The sequence below is a fragment of the Synechococcus sp. 8F6 genome, assembly GCF_002252665.1.
In the GTDB taxonomy this organism is placed as follows: Bacteria; Cyanobacteriota; Cyanobacteriia; order PCC-6307; family Cyanobiaceae; genus Cyanobium_A.
Window position 1 is genome coordinate 132,413 of record NZ_NQKZ01000004.1, and the last position, 14,267, is coordinate 146,679.

Consider the following 14,267-nt stretch of genomic DNA (forward strand, 5'->3'; position numbering starts at 1 on the left):
CTGCCAAGGCCATTTCTGGTCATGTGGGCGGGCCAGCTCCTTTCAAACCTCGGCACTCAGGTGAGTCTTTACGCCTTGGGGCTGTGGCTGTTCCAGCAGCATGACCAGCTGAGTGCCTTTGCTGCGGTGGCGGTGGTGGTGCACTTGGCCAAGTTGGCATCCCTTTCGCTAATTGGCCGTCAACTAGATCGTTGGCCCCCGCGACGGGTGATGCTTGCCGCTAACGGCCTCGGCAGCACCTGCACTTTGGGCCTGGCCTTCACCTTGATGATGCGTCCAGCCACCCTGCCACCGGTGTTGCTTTGCATTGGGCTGGCAGCAGCAGCAGAGGCGGCTCTGGTGGTGACCTGGTCCAGCCAGCTGGCCAGATTTGTGTCTACAGAGCAGCTGGGAGCGGCCAGCGGGCTCTTCGCTGGGTCGGATGGCGCTGTGGTGATGGCAGCTCCCCTGCTCGGCGCTGTGCTGGCGGCGACGGCCGGGTTGCCGGGTGTACTCGTCACTGACAGCCTTACGTCACTTATTGCTGCGGCCTGCACGCTTCTGGTGGCCTGGCCGCAGTCGTTGTCAGCCCCGCTCACTACGGCTGCTGGTGATGAGGCTGCCCCTCAGGTAGGGGTGCGCCATGCATTGAGCGAGTTGTGGCGCAATCGGCGCTGGCGCCCCCTGTTGCAGATCAACAGCGTGGTGGTAGGCGTGTTTGCTGCCATTGAGATCGCTTTTCCTGCCTGGGTGGTGGCGGCAAGCGGCTCCCAGCGTCTGATCCTGGCTCTGGCCCTGGCCGGATTGAGCTATGCCGGTGGGCTCTGGCTATGGGCCCGGGTGCCTCGCTGCCATTGGCTGGACTGGCTGCGCATCGTGTTGCTGCTCCAGGCGGTGCTGCTTACCGGGGCTGGGCTGGTGTGCTTTCAGCACTGGCAGGGGGTGTGGTTTTTGGCCGTGGCCCTATTTGCTGCTGCGGTTCCGGTTGCTCTTGGCGCCCTCCAGAGTCTTTGGTTGTGCTGGGTGCCGTTGGCTTTACAGCCGCGGCTGTTTGTCGGCCGTTATGGCCTCGAGTGGATCTCCCGTCTAGTAGCTCTGCTGGGGATGAGCTTGCTGGCCGATGGGGTGATAGCCCCGCTGATCCGGGGGAGCTTCTGGCCCGCTTGGCTGCTGGACGCCCTTGGCCGGGGCCCGGGGCGTCCGACGGCGATGGCGATCGGCCTGCTTGGCTGGGTTTTGCTGATTCCTCTTTGGCGGCTCTGGGGTCCGCTGGGACGCCTTTACCTAGATGAAAATAGATAGTGATGAAAGTTCTGATTTATACATCCAGTGGCGGCACTGCTCACGACTCGGCCGCCGAGGCAATTCGGCATTGGCTGGCGCGTGAGCGGCCGAATATCGAAGTGCGTGTCGATCAGGTGTTGGAGCGCTCGAGTAGCACCTATCGAGGTGGCGTAGAGCTCTACAACTGGATCCAACGCCGACGCCCCTGGTTGCACCAGCTGTATTGGCGCGCCATGGAGCTGGAAGACCTGATCAAGCCGGGCACTGTGCTGTTTGGGCGCCGCTATCTGATCCGGCAGCTGCGGGCATTTCGCCCCGACGTGCTGATTTCCACCCATCCCCACACCAACCGGGGGCACTTCGATCTGGCCAAGCGAGTGCTGGGTCCCCAGCTGCGCTGCATCACCTGCTGTACCGAGCTCGAGGGGGGCTTCGGGTTCAGCCGCAACTGGCTCAGTCGCCGCACCGACCTGTTTTGGGCCCTCACCGCTGAGGTGGTGCAGGAGGTGCAGCGCCGCCGCCCCGGCTTGCCGGTGGAGTGCCTGGGGCCCCTGCTCTACCCGGCGTATCACCAGGCTGGCCCGGCGGCCCCGGCCCTGGACGGTCTGCTCTTGCTAGTGCTGGGCACAGGATCGAACGGGGCCAACAACCACCTGCCGCTGTTGGAGCAGCTGCTGCCCTTTGCCGGTCAGCTGGCGGTGGTGGCCCTGTGCGGTCGGCGCCCTGCGGTGCAGCAGCAGGTGCAGGCCTGGGCAGCTCACAATCCGGCCCTGGCGGTGGAGGCCCTCGGCTATCAGGGGCCAGCGGCGATGGCCGACCTCTACCGGCGGGCCTGGGCGCTTGTCAGCCGGCCGGGGGCCCGCACGGCCACGGAGGCCCTGTTCATGGCCTGTCCGCTGGTGTTCAATCACTACGGCACCACCATGCCCCAGGAATTACTGGCTCCCCGCTATTTTCAAGCCCGTGGATTAGAGGTCTCGATCCGCAGGCCCGAGGAGCTGGCCACCCTGGTGGGCCGGTGGCTTGCCGATCCCGCCGGTTATGGGGCCCTGCGCCAGCGCTTTCAGCAGCAGCGTTTGATGGCTGATCCTGCTCAAATTGTTGGTCGCCTGGTTCAGTCTTCGCTGGAGTTTTGGACCACTTGATTCAGCCATTTGCTGACAAGTTGTCCTTGGGTTAAGCCCTTGGGTTAAGCCCTTGGGTGAGAATGGAGCGAATTCGCACCATCCCATGCCTGAACCAATTGCCATCGTGGGAATTGGCTGTCGGCTCCCGGGTGGGATCGATTCTCCGGAACGCTTCTGGAAGTTTCTGAGGGATGGCCGTGAGGCGATCGGCGAGGTGCCGCCGGAACGCTGGGATCTCGACCTGCACTACAACCCTGATCCCGCCCATCCGCTCACCCAGCACGTGCGCCAGGGGGGCTTTGTTCACGACATCGACCGCTTTGATGCCGCCTTCTTTGGCATCACTCCGCGGGAAGCGGTGTGCATGGATCCCCAGCAGCGCCTGTTGCTGGAGGTCGCGTGGCGAACTCTCGAGGATGCGGGCCTACCCCTCGAGCAGGTGCGCGGCACCGGGGTCGGGGTGTTCATGGGCATCTCCAGTGCCGATTACAGCTCCCTGCTCTGGGCGTCGCGCGAGCGCTACACCACCCCCGACAACGAACCCTTTGTGCTGCCGGGCAACACCGGCTGCATCGCCGCCAACCGGCTCTCCTATTTCTTCGACTTCAAGGGCCCCAGCTTCACCGTTGATACGGCCTGCTCCTCCTCCCTGGTGGCGGTGCATCTGGCCTGCGAAAGCATCTGGCGGGGGGAATCGGAGGCGGCCCTGGCGGGGGGCGTGCAGGCCCTGATCCACCCTGGGATCCAGATGAGTTTCTGCAAGGCCGGCCTGCTGGCGTCCGATGGCCGCTGCAAAAGCTTTGATGCCAGTGCCGATGGCTATGTGCGCTCGGAGGGGGCTGGAGCCGTGTTGCTCAAGCCGCTGGCGGCAGCCCAGGCCGCCGGCGATCCCATCTATGCGGTGATTCACGGTTCGGCCGTCAACTCCGATGGCCGCAGCAACGGCATGGTGGCCCCCAACGCCCGGGCCCAGATCGCCTGTGTGCGCGCCGCCTTTGCCCGTGCCGGCATCGATCCCGCCGCTACCCAGTATGTGGAGGCCCACGGCACGGGCACCCGTCAGGGCGACCCGATCGAGCTGCGGGCCTTGGGCACGGTGCTTGGAGAGGGGCGACCGGAGGGGGAGACCTGCCGGGTGGGCTCGATCAAGACCAACCTGGGGCACTCCGAAACCGCCGCCGGCATCACCGGCTTGATCAAGGCGGCCCTGTGTGTGGCCAAACGGCAGTTACCCCCCAGCCTCCATTGCCGCCGGCCCAATCCGTCGATTGATTTCGCAGGCCTGAAGCTGCAGGTGCAGACCAGCCTGGAGCCCTTCCCTTATCCAGAGCGGGCCACGGTGGTGGGGGTGAGTTCCTTTGGCTTCGGCGGCACCAATGCCCATGTGGTGCTCGCTGATGCCCCCCAGCAGCGCCCGCCGATGCGTTTTGGCGCACGCATGCCGCTGCAGTTGCTCAGCCTGTCGGCCCGCACCCCCGAGGCCCTGGCACAGGTGGCACGGGATCTGGCCGGGCAGCTGCAGGCCCAGCCCACCTTGAAACTGGCTGACCTGGCCGCCTCCGCCAACCTGGGCCGCACCGGATTCCGCCAGCGGGCGGTCTGCCTGGCGCGCGACAACGCCCAGCTGCTCGCCCAGCTCCAGGCCCTAGCGGCCGACCAGCGCCCCCTGCCGGAGGGGCTGGCCCGCGCCACGGCCTCGCGGCGGCCCGGCAAGCTGGCCTGGCTGTTCACCGGTCAAGGGTCCCAGGCCCTGGCGATGGGCCAGGAGCTGCTTGAGCACCCCTCCTTCCGGGAGGCCTTTGAGCGGGTGGCGGCCCTGCTGGATCCCCAGCTGGACCAGCCGTTGCGCGATTTGCTGAAGCCCCGCAGTGGCGATGAGGCCCAGGCGGCGGCCCGGCTGAACCAAACTGGCGCCACCCAGCCAGCCCTGTTTGCGCTGGGTTACGCCCTCAGCCAGCTGTGGCGTAGCTGGGGGGTGCGGCCGGATCTGTTAATGGGCCACAGCATCGGCGAGGTGCTGGCGGCCCACCTGGCCGGGGTTTTCTCCCTGGAGGACGCCTGCCGGCTGGTGGCTGCCCGCGGCCGGCTGATGCAGGCCCTGCCGGCAGCCGGTGGCATGGCGGCGCTGCTGGCCCCCCACGACCGGGTACGGGCCCTGCTTGCCCGCCATTGCGAGGTGAGCGTGGCGGCCTACAACGGCCCCTTGAACACGGTGGTGGCCGGGCCCACGGCGGCGCTGCGGCGGCTGCTGGCCGATGCCGAAACCACCGGTCTGCAGGCCCGCCAGCTGGCGGTGTCCCACGCCTTCCACACCCAGGCGATGGCACCGATGCTGGAGGCCTTCGAGCGGGAGCTGCGCCAGCTCAGCTTCTCGCCGCCCAACCGCTCCTTGGTGAGCACGCTCACCGGCCAGCTGGCTGGTGCCGAAATGGCCCAGCCGGATTACTGGTGCGACCAGGTGCTCAGTCCGGTGCGATTCGCCGAGGGGGTGGACACCCTGGTGTCCCAGGGAGCCCAGGTGTTCCTGGAAATTGGCGCCCGCCCCACATTGATTGGCATGGCGCGCCAGTGCAGCGACGATCCGGCGCTCAGCTACTGGCCCTCCTTGGTGCCCGGTCAGTCGGATTGGGACGCGATCTTCACCAGCCTTGGGGGGCTCTGGCGCAGTGGCTTCACGGTCGACTGGCAGGGCTTCCACCGCCCCTTCCCCTACCGGCGGGTCACCCTGCCGGGCTATCCCTTCGAGAAGCAGCGCTACTGGTGGAGTCGCCAGGGCGAGGCCGCTGCCCCCGCCAGCTTCTGGCTCGACCACCTGGGCATCACGGCCCCCGTGACTGCCGCTTTAACTGCCTCCGCCAGCCCGGTAGCTACGCCCACGTCCCCCCAATCCGAGCCCATGGTGCGGCTCGACCTCCCCGGGGATGGGGCCGTATATCAGGCCCTGTTGCGCACGTTGGGCAGCGACCTGGGTGATCACCGCATCCGCGGCCAGGCCGTGTTTCCGGCGGCGGGCTTCATCACGGCGGCACTGGGCCTGCTGAAGCAGGCGGGTGAGCCGTTGGCGCTCGGGCCCTTGCAGCTCGACCAACCGCTGAAGTTGGTTGGCGAGCCGGCTGATCAGCGCCTGCAGTGCCACTGGCGAGCCAGCAGCATCAGCTTCCACAGCCGCCCCGACAGCCCGGCGGTGGCCCCCTGGCTGGGCCATGGCGAGGTGGCGGTGGGGGGTGCATCCGCCGCGGACGCGCCCCTGGATGTGGCGCCCTCGCCAGCAACGGCCACGCCGGTGGATCTGGCTGGCCTCTACGACTCCCTGGCCGCGGCGGGCTTGGCCTATGGCCCCAGCTACCGGGGCCTGAGCCAGCTGCAGGTGGCTGAGGACCAGGCCTGGGCTGTGCTGGAGCGGCCGGTCGGCGGCCTCGACCGGGGCCTGATCGACAGCTGTTTCCAGGCGGTGGCGGTGCTGCTCGATCCCGCGGTGCGGCAGGGGCAGCTGTTGTTGCCGGTGGGGCTGGACGCCCTGTGGCTGGCGGCCTTGCCCCTGCCCGATCGGCTGCACTGCCAGGTGCGGCTCCAGCCCAGTGAGGAACCCGCCTTTGTGCGGGCCGATCTGCTGCTGCACGATGGCGAGGCGACTCTGGGCTGGATCCGGGGGTTCCGTCTGCGGCGGCTGCCGCGCCAGGCGCTGGAGTGGTTGTTCCCCCTACCGGCCGAGGCTCTCGAGGCGGGTCCCCAGGATTGGCTGCTGGCCAGCCACTGGCAGGTGGCGCCACCGCTGGAGGCGCCACTTTTGGAGTTGTCGCCGGATGCCGGCCCCGAACCGCTGCTGCTTTGGCCCGACCTCGGCCAGGACGGCGTCAGCTTGGAGGCACTGGCAGCCGAGTTGCTGCTGCAGGCCCAGCAGCTGGCCGCAGCTGCGGCCCGGCCGGTGTGGCTGGTGCTCGAGGGCGGTGGTGCTTTGGCCTCGGGCCTGGCAGGCTTCGCCCGCTCGGCGGCCCTGGAGCAGCCAGCCCTGGGCTGGACGGTGTTGCATCTCGCCGATGGGGACCCGCCGGCTCCGGCCGATTGGCCCGCCCTGCTGGGCCTGGGCGAGCGGGAGCCCCTGCTGGCCTGGCGTGACGGCCGGGCCTGGGTGCAGCGGCTGCAACCCCTGGCGGATCGGCCATTCCGGCTGGAGAGCGGCTCCCTGGGCAGCCTGGAAACCTTGCGGCCGCTGCCCCTTAGGCGCCAGCCCCCCGGTGCGGGGGAACTGGAGCTAGCGGTGGAGGCCACGGGCCTCAACTTCCGCGATGTCTTGAATGCCCTGGGGTTGCTGGCGGGCTACAGCCGTCAGCTGGGCATGGATGCCGGCGCCCGCATGCCCTATGGCGGCGAATGTGTGGGCCGGGTGGTGGCGGTGGGTGCTGGTGTGGATCCGGCCCTGGTGGGTCAGCGGTTGCTGGCGGCCCTGGCGGTGGGCAGCCTGGCCAGCCACGTGGTCTGCCGCGCTGCACTGTGCGTGCCGCTGCCAGCGACCCTTGATCCGGCCCTCGGGGCGAGCGTCAGCACCGCCTTCCTCACCGCCATCTACGGCCTGCAGAACCTGGCCCAGCTGCGCCCGGGGGAAACCGTGCTGATCCACGCGGCCGCGGGCGGCGTGGGCCAGGCGGCCCTGCAGGTGGCCCTGCGCTGTGGTGCGCGGGTGCTGGCCACCGCCAGTGAGGCCAAGCAGGCTGGCTTGCTGGCCCAGGGGGTGGCGGCGGTGTTCGATTCCCGCAGCCTCGACTTCCGCGATCAGGTGCTGGATGCCACCGGCGGCCGCGGCGTGGATGTGGTGCTCAACAGCCTCAAGGGCGACTGGGTGGACGCGAGTTTTGATGCCCTGGCCGAAGGCGGTCGCTTTGTGGAGCTCGGCAAGATCGAGATCTGGAGCCGCCAGGAGGCGGTTCAGCGCCGCCCTGATGCCCGCTACCTGCCCTTCGACCTGCTGGAGGTGGCGGCGGCGGATCCGGCCCTGGTGCGGGGCTTGCTGCTGGACTTGCTGGCCGACCTCGAAGCCGGCCACTACGCGCCGATCCCGATGCAGACCTTCCCGATCGAACGCAGCGTTGAGGCCTTCCGGCTGATGGCCCAGGCCCGCCACGTGGGCAAGGTGGTGATCAGCCAGGGCGAGCGGCCGGCTCCCTGGCTGATTGGCCCGGAAGCCACCTACCTGGTGACCGGTGCCTTTGGCGGCATCGGCCAGCAGCTCTGCCGCTGGCTGGCGGCCCGCGGCGCCCGCTCCCTGGTGCTGGTGGGCCGGCGGCCCGATTCCCAGCTGGTGGAGCAGCTGCGCAGCCAGGGCGTTACCTGCGTGGCGGTGGCTTTCGACCTGGCGGCTGATTCGCCGGAGCAGCTGGCTGAGGTGTTGCGGGGCCAGCCGCTGGCGGGCCTGTTCCATGCGGCCGGCCAACTCGACGACGGTCTGCTGGAGGGGCAGAGCCCCGCGCGGCAGGCGGCGGTGATCGGCCCGAAATGGGGCGGGTGGCAACGGTTGGAGCAGGCCTGCCAGCTGGCGGGCTGTCGGCCGGCGTTTGGCGTGGCTTTCTCCTCGATGGCGGCCCTGCTGGGTTCGCCCGGGCAAACCAGCTACGCCATCGCCAATGGGGCCCTCGATGGCCTGGCCGCCGCCGGACCCCAGGCTTCTCATCAGGCTGGCTTCCCCCTGCTGTCTGTGCAGTGGGGCCCCTGGGCCGGCGCCGGCATGGCCGAGGGCCTGGAGCGGCGCTTCCAGGCCCTCGGGGTGGGCTTGCTGCCGCCCCAGCAGGCCTTTGAGGCCCTGGGTTTGCTGCTCGAGCGGGGCCGGCCCGGCTGCGTGGCGGTGCTCCACAACGACTGGCCCCGGCTGGCCGGCCAACTGGGCAGTCGTCAGGCGGCGGTGCTGCAACCTCTCTTGGATGCCGGCGCCACCGGCCAGGAGGGAGGGGAGGGAGCGGCCCTGAGCCGCCAGCTGGCCGCGGCCGACGACGAGCAACGTTCCAGCCTGGTGGTGGAGCTGCTGCAACAGCGCCTGGCCACGGTGATGGGCCTGGAGGACCCCTCCAGCCTCGATCCGGGCGATTCGCTGTTTCATATCGGCCTCGATTCGCTGATGGCCGTGGAACTGGCAGCCGGCATCCAGCGCGACCTGGGCGTCAAGCTTGAGCTCGAATCGCTGGCGGGGGATCCCACGATCGAGGCCCTGGCGGCGGTGCTGCTGGAAACCTTGGTGGACCCCGCCGGCAGTGCCGATCGGGTGCTCGATCTGGGCCAGGAGGCCCAGCTGCCCGCCAGCTGGAGCCTGCCCGCCACCCCATCTGCCACCCCAGCTCCCACCAGCTCAGCGGCGCCAACGCCCCCCGGCGAGGCGATCCTGCTCACCGGCGCCTCGGGCTTTCTGGGGGCCTACCTGCTGGCGGGCCAGCTGCAGCGTTGGGATGGGCTGCAAGTGCGCTGCCTGGTGCGCGCCGCTGATGCCGCCAGCGGTGTGGCGCGGGTGCGCGCCAACCTCGAGCACTACGGCCTCTGGCAGCAGAGCTGGGGCGAGCGGTTGGTGGCGGTGCCCGGTGATCTGGCCCAACCCCGCTTTGGCTTGTCGTACCAGGTTTTTGCCGAACTGGCCGCGGGCATTGGTGGAATCCTGCACAACGGCGCCCAGCTCAGCCAGATGGCGCCCTACAGCCAGCTGGAGACCGCCAATGTGGGCGGCACCCAAACCGTGCTCGACCTGGCGGTGCATCCGGCGGCCGCCGGGCCCCTGCCGGTGCAGCTGATCTCCAGCGTGGCGGCCTTTGAGGCGGCCGCCTATCGCAACCGGGCGGTACTGGAAAGCGACGACGTGGCCGAGTGGCGTGGCATCCACGTGGGCTACTCCCAAACCAAGTGGGTGAGTGAGCGGCGGGTTCTGGCCGCTGGGGCTGCCGGGTTGCCGGTCACGGTGTATCGCCCGCCCCTAATTGGGGGTCATTCCCAGACAGGCGCTTGGCACCAGGACGACCTGCTGCACCGGCTGCTGCGGGGTTGCCTAGCTCTGGGCATGGCGCCCGATCTGCCCTGGGAGCTGGATCTGGTGCCGGTGGACTACGTGGCCGATGCGGTTACGGCTCTGGCTTGGACGCCGGAAGCGGTGGGCCGCAACGTGCACTTGCAACACCCCCAGCCGATGCTGCTGGCCGATCTGCTTGGCAACCTGATCGAGCGGGGGGCGCCGCTGGAGCTGGTGTCGATGGAGCGCTGGCTCGAAGCGATCGATGCTGATCCGGCCAACCCCCTGCACGGCATTCGCGCCTTCTTCGTGCGGCGCTGGGGCGACGAGCAGCTCACCTACCCCGAGCTCAATAAGGCCGGGGTGCGGGCGCGGCCCAGCTGCCTGGCCACCGTGACGGCCTTGGCGGCCCATGGCGTGCGCTGCCCGGGCTTCGAGGAACTGATCGGCCCCTATGCCCGCAGCTTGATCACCGGCGTCGCCTCGCTTTGATCGCCTCTCTTCTAGCCGGCGCCCTGCTGGCCACCCTCGGCTTGCAGCTGCTGCTCACGCTCGCCTTCGCGATGGTGGTGCGGCGGCGGTTGCGGCGGCCCCCCGGCCTGGCCCAGCCAGCACCGGCGGCCGAGGTGGTGTTGTGCCTGCGGGGCGCCGACCCCAGCCTGCCCGCGGCCCTGGCGGCCCTGGCGGAGCAGACCTACCCGGGCCCCTGGCGCCTGCTGGTGGTGGTGGATTCCCGCCAGGATCCGGCCTGGCCCCTGGCCGAGCACACGATCGCCCGGCTGGAGGCTGAGGGCCACGCTCGCTGGCAGGCGGCCCGGCTCACCCCCCTGGCGGCCCGGCAGGCCCAGGGTTCGCTCAAGAGCGCCTCGTTGCGCCAGGCCTTCGGCGAGCTGGATGCGGCCACCGAGCTGGTGGCCCTGGTGGATGCCGATGCGGTGGTGGCGCCCGGTTGGCTGGCGGCCCTGGCGGCGGGCTGCGGCCAGAACGGCGTCGGGGCGGTGTCGGGCAACCGTTGGTATGCGCCGGAGCAGGGCAGCGGCCCTGGGCTGGTGCGGGCGATCTGGAACAGCGGCGCCCTGGTGATGATGACCCTGTTGGTCATCCCCTGGGGGGGCTCGTTGGCGGTGCGCCGCAGCCTGATCGAGCCGAGCGGCTGGCGGGCGGTGCTCGCCACCAGCCTCTGCGAGGACACGGCCCTGCCGGCCCCGCTGGCCCGCTGCGGCTGGCGCTACGAATTCCGGCCGGAGTTGATCGCCCTCGACCGCGACGACGGCATCGCCCTGCGGTCGTTGCGGCGTTGGATCAGCCGCCAACTGCTCACCGCCCGCCTGCACCACCCGGCCTGGCCCCTGGTGGCCCTGCATGGCCTAGGCAGCGCCCTGCTGGTGCTGGTGGCGTTGCTGGTGGCGCTGGCGGCGCTGCTGCTGGGCCGGCTGGCCGATGGGGGCCTGCTGCTGGCGGCGCTGCTGGGTTACGAGCTTGGCTGTGTGGCGCTGCTGCTGCTGATCGAAGCGGTGGCGGCCCGGGCCCTGCAGCCCCTGGGTGGCCGCCTGCCCCGGCCGGATCTCGCCCATGCCTGGCGGCTGCTGCGCTGGTTGCCGCTCACCCAGTGGGTGTATGGGCTGGCCACCCTGCGGGCGGCCCTGGCCCGGCGGGTGGAGTGGCGCGGCGTCCACTACCGGGTGCAGGGCCGCGGCGTGGCGCGGCTTAGCCCTTGAGCATGAGCTTGGCGAGGATCTGCATCGACTGGCGCAGGTTGGTTTCGGTGAGGTCGTAGTAGGTGCCGATCAGGAAGCCGGGGATCTCGGGCACCACCTCGATCTGGTGTTTCACGATCACGCCACCCTTGACCGGGGTGATCGTCCAGGTGCCCTGCAGCTCCTTGATGCGGTCGCCGCTGATCAGCTGATAGCTCATCTGGCTGGGGGCCGTTTCCTGCACCCGCAGGCGCGCCTTGATGCGCTGGCCGAAGGTGTAAGGGGCTTGGTAGGTCTGGGCCAGCTCCAGGCTGCGGCCGGAGCGGCTAACCACCTTGGCCTGCTGGATGTCCGGCATGACACCGGCCATCGACTCGTAGTTGGTGAGCACGCTCCAGGCCTTCTGGGCCGACACCGGCACCTGCACTGAGGCGGTGTAGCGCCCCTGCTTGCCCTGCAGGCTCACCCGGCCTGGGGCGGGGCTGGCGGCGGCCAGCTGCACGGGTGCTGGAGGCGGTGCTGCGACAGCGGCTAGGCCCGCCCCTGGCAGTGCCTGTAAGGTGATCGCGAACGCCAGCATGCCGGGGAGATTGCGTCGTTGCAGCAGGCGGAAGACCAGCACGGCGTACAGGCGGATCTCGTCATTGTTGACCAGGACCAACCGCGGCGGCGGATCTACTTCCTCAGCGGTTTTGATCCCCGCGGCGCCAGCTTTTACTACCGCCTGTTCAGCGAGCAGGTGCGCCAACTCAAGCGGCGCAGCGGCCGGCGGCTGCAGGTGGGCCACCGTCGCGGCCAGCAGGTTGACCGGTTGCTGAGCCGCTGGCAGGTGCGCGAGCACGGCGCCCTGGGCCTCGATTTCTGCTTCCTCCACTGGGACGACATCGCCCGGGCCCATTGGCCCAAGAGCCCGCTGGTGTTGCTGTGGGATGGGATCGGGATTTACGCCTGGTATCTGCTGGGGGGCGGTTATTGGAAGATGCGGCGTTGGTCGCAACGGGTGGCGTTGTGCGGCCTGTATCCCACCTTGTTTGTTGGGATGGTGGCTGTGGTGTTGACCCTGGGCTGCGCCCTGCTCGCCGTGGTGGCTGCGGCGTGGCAGTTACCCGCACTGGTTCTGCATGGCCTGCAGCTGGCTCTGGTGGTCCTTGGTTGCTGGCAGGCCTGGCGTCTGGCCGAGGCCCTGGGTGTGGTGTGGCTGTTCCGTTCGATCCGCTTCACCCACCGGCTCGGCCAGGCCCGCGATGGCGATCTGCGGGGGCGGGTGGCCGAGCTGGCCGAGCGGATCCTCAGCCTCGAGCAGCAGGACCCGGCGGCCCAGGTGTGGCTGGCGGGCCACAGCAGCGGCTCGTTTGTGATGGCGATGCTGGCGGCCGAGCTGCGGCGCCAGGGTGCCGACCAGCAGCTGGCGGGGCGGCTGCGGTTGCTCAGCCTGGGCCAGAACCTGGCCAACCTGGCGGTGCATGGCAAGGCCCGCGGCTTCCATGCCGACCTGGCCCTGCTGGCCCAGGAGCCGCGGCTGCCCTGGCTGGATCTCACCTCCCGCGACGACTATCTCTGCTTTGCGGCGGTGGACCCCTACCAGAGCTGTGGCGTGCCCCGTCCGGGGGCTGGGGCCTATCCGGAGCTGCGGCTGATTCCCCTGGCCCAGCGTCAGGGGCTCACCAGCCTGGGGGCGCTGCTCAGCCACCAATTTGATCTGCACTTCGAATACCTGCGCACGGCGGCGCCGGAGCGCAGCGGCGGCTTCGACCTGATCGAGGAGCTGCTGCTGGCCCCATGACCCGCGAGCCCGTTTATCCGCCGCCGGAGCCCTACACCCCGAATTTTCTGCGCCGCATCCGTCGCGGCCTCTATTCCTGGTTTGGCCTGCTGAACGAATGGGACTTCCGCATCCCTGTGGGGGCGCTGCGGTTTATGGGGTTGAACCTGCTGCTGGTGAACGACCCGGCGGCGGTGCGCCAGGTGATGGTGAGCGCGGTGGAGGCCTTCCCCAAGCACCCCTACACCCTGTGGATCCTGGAGCCGCTGATCGGCCGGGCGATCTTCTCGGTGAACGGTGAGGAGTGGGCCCAGCAGCGGCGCCTGGTGGACCAGGCCTTCCAGGTGGCCCAGCTGCAGCGGGTGTTGCCCCAGATGGAGGGGGCCGTGGAGGCCCTGATGGCGCGGCTGGAGGCCCAGGTGGATGGCGGCTCCATTGATGCCGACGCCGAGATGACCCTGGTGACGGCCGATGTGATTGTGCGCACGATCCTGTCGCGGCCGCTAGAGGGGGCGGAGGCCGAGGCGATCTTTGCGGCGTTTGCCCGCTACCAGAAACGGGCAGGCCGGGCCCTGATGCTGCGCTTTCTGCGGTTGCCGCGCCGCCGGCTGCAGGGCTACCTGGCCACCCATGCCGCCCCGATCCGCGCCTGGATTGCCGCCGCCATCGAGGCCCGACTCGACACTGGTGACCACAGCTCAGAGCGCTCCAGCCCCCAGGATTTGCTGCAGGCCCTGATCGAGGCCCGCGATCCCCAGAGCGGCGCCCGCTTCAGCCGCGATGGGCTGGTGGATCAGGTGTGCTTTCTGTTTCTGGCGGGCCACGAAACCTCCGCCAGTTCCCTGGGGATGGCGGTGTATCTGCTGGGCCGGTTTCCGGAGGTGCAGCAGCGCCTGCGCGCTGAGGTGCTGCAGGTGCTGGGCTCCCGGGCCGGCGCGCCGGATCGGCCGCTGGGCTTTGAGGATCTGCGCCAGCTCAGCTATGGGGCCGCCATCTTCAACGAAACGCTGCGCCTTTACCCGCCGGTGAGCTTCTTCATCCGGGAGGCCCAGACCGACACGGAGCTGGCGGGCAGCCGCTGCCCGATGCGTTCCCTGGTGACCCTCTCCCCCTGGGTGATCCAGCGCCATGAGCAGCACTGGAGCGAGCCCAACGCTTTCCGGCCCGAGCGCTTCCTGACCGACGCCGCACCGGCTGACGAGGCCACCAGTGCTGACGATCGCCGCTGGGCCCGCGATGCGTTTTTGCCCTACGGACTGGGGCCGCGCAAGTGTCCGGGGGCTGCCTTTGCCCAGCAGGAGGCGCTGCTGGTGCTGGCCGAGCTGGTGCGGCGCTTTGCGGTGCTGCCCGATCCGGAGCACGAGCCGGAGCTGGTGGCGCGGCTCACGCTGCGCTCCCGCAATGGCATCCGGGTGCGCTTGCAGCGCCTCCCCTAGCCC

7 protein-coding genes are annotated in these 14,267 nt (G+C 69.5%); 6 read left to right on the forward strand and 1 reads right to left on the reverse strand.

All coding sequences use genetic code 11. From position 1 onward, the window contains the following. The first annotated feature begins 21 nt into the window (after window positions 1–21). The 4 genes from CJZ78_RS04960 to CJZ78_RS04975 all read left to right on the forward strand — a co-directional run bounded on the left by CJZ78_RS04960 (window position 22) and on the right by CJZ78_RS04975 (window position 11,087). The gene (locus CJZ78_RS04960; protein ID WP_255373944.1) at window positions 22–1,281 is read left to right on the forward strand and encodes an MFS transporter; all 1,260 of its coding nucleotides are present in this window, start codon (window positions 22–24) and stop codon (window positions 1,279–1,281) included. Window positions 1,282–1,283: 2 nt separating this feature from the next. Beyond that, the gene (locus CJZ78_RS04965; RefSeq protein WP_143592844.1) at window positions 1,284–2,408 is read left to right on the forward strand and encodes a hypothetical protein; all 1,125 of its coding nucleotides are present in this window, start codon (window positions 1,284–1,286) and stop codon (window positions 2,406–2,408) included. A gap of 85 nt (window positions 2,409–2,493) precedes the next feature. After that, window positions 2,494–9,861: a type I polyketide synthase gene (locus CJZ78_RS04970; protein ID WP_094559778.1), complete on the forward strand. Its 7,368-nt coding sequence runs from the start codon at window positions 2,494–2,496 to the stop codon at window positions 9,859–9,861. After that, window positions 9,858–11,087, forward strand: a complete 1,230-nt coding sequence (locus CJZ78_RS04975) for a glycosyltransferase family 2 protein (protein WP_094559779.1) — start codon at window positions 9,858–9,860, stop codon at window positions 11,085–11,087. The genes CJZ78_RS04970 and CJZ78_RS04975 overlap by 4 nt, the downstream gene beginning before the upstream one ends. Here CJZ78_RS04975 and CJZ78_RS04980 read toward each other — a convergent pair. Beyond that, window positions 11,077–11,688 carry an SRPBCC family protein gene (locus CJZ78_RS04980; RefSeq protein WP_158217031.1) on the reverse strand — a complete coding sequence of 204 codons (612 nt, stop codon included), beginning with the start codon at window positions 11,686–11,688 and terminating at the stop codon, window positions 11,077–11,079. The genes CJZ78_RS04975 and CJZ78_RS04980 overlap by 11 nt on opposite strands. Between CJZ78_RS04980 and CJZ78_RS04985 the strand changes: the two genes are divergently transcribed. After that, window positions 11,665–12,849 (forward strand): hypothetical protein, encoded by a 1,185-nt coding sequence (locus CJZ78_RS04985; protein WP_158217032.1) that lies wholly within the window; start codon window positions 11,665–11,667, stop codon window positions 12,847–12,849. The two genes, CJZ78_RS04980 and CJZ78_RS04985, sit on opposite strands and share 24 nt — an antisense overlap. Further along, entirely contained in the window at window positions 12,846–14,264 is a 1,419-nt protein-coding gene (locus CJZ78_RS04990; RefSeq protein WP_094559782.1) for a cytochrome P450, read from the forward strand. The genes CJZ78_RS04985 and CJZ78_RS04990 overlap by 4 nt, the downstream gene beginning before the upstream one ends. Window positions 14,265–14,267: the final 3 nt, after the last annotated feature.

Excerpts from the sequence above, each read along its gene's own strand:
- CJZ78_RS04960 (WP_255373944.1), top strand. The coding sequence starts at position 22 with ATGTGGGCGGGCCAGCTCCTTTCAAACCTCGGCACTCAGGTGAGTCTT.
- CJZ78_RS04965 (WP_143592844.1), top strand. The coding sequence starts at position 1,284 with ATGAAAGTTCTGATTTATACATCCAGTGGCGGCACTGCTCACGACTCG.
- CJZ78_RS04970 (WP_094559778.1), top strand. The coding sequence starts at position 2,494 with ATGCCTGAACCAATTGCCATCGTGGGAATTGGCTGTCGGCTCCCGGGT.
- CJZ78_RS04990 (WP_094559782.1), top strand. The coding sequence starts at position 12,846 with ATGACCCGCGAGCCCGTTTATCCGCCGCCGGAGCCCTACACCCCGAAT.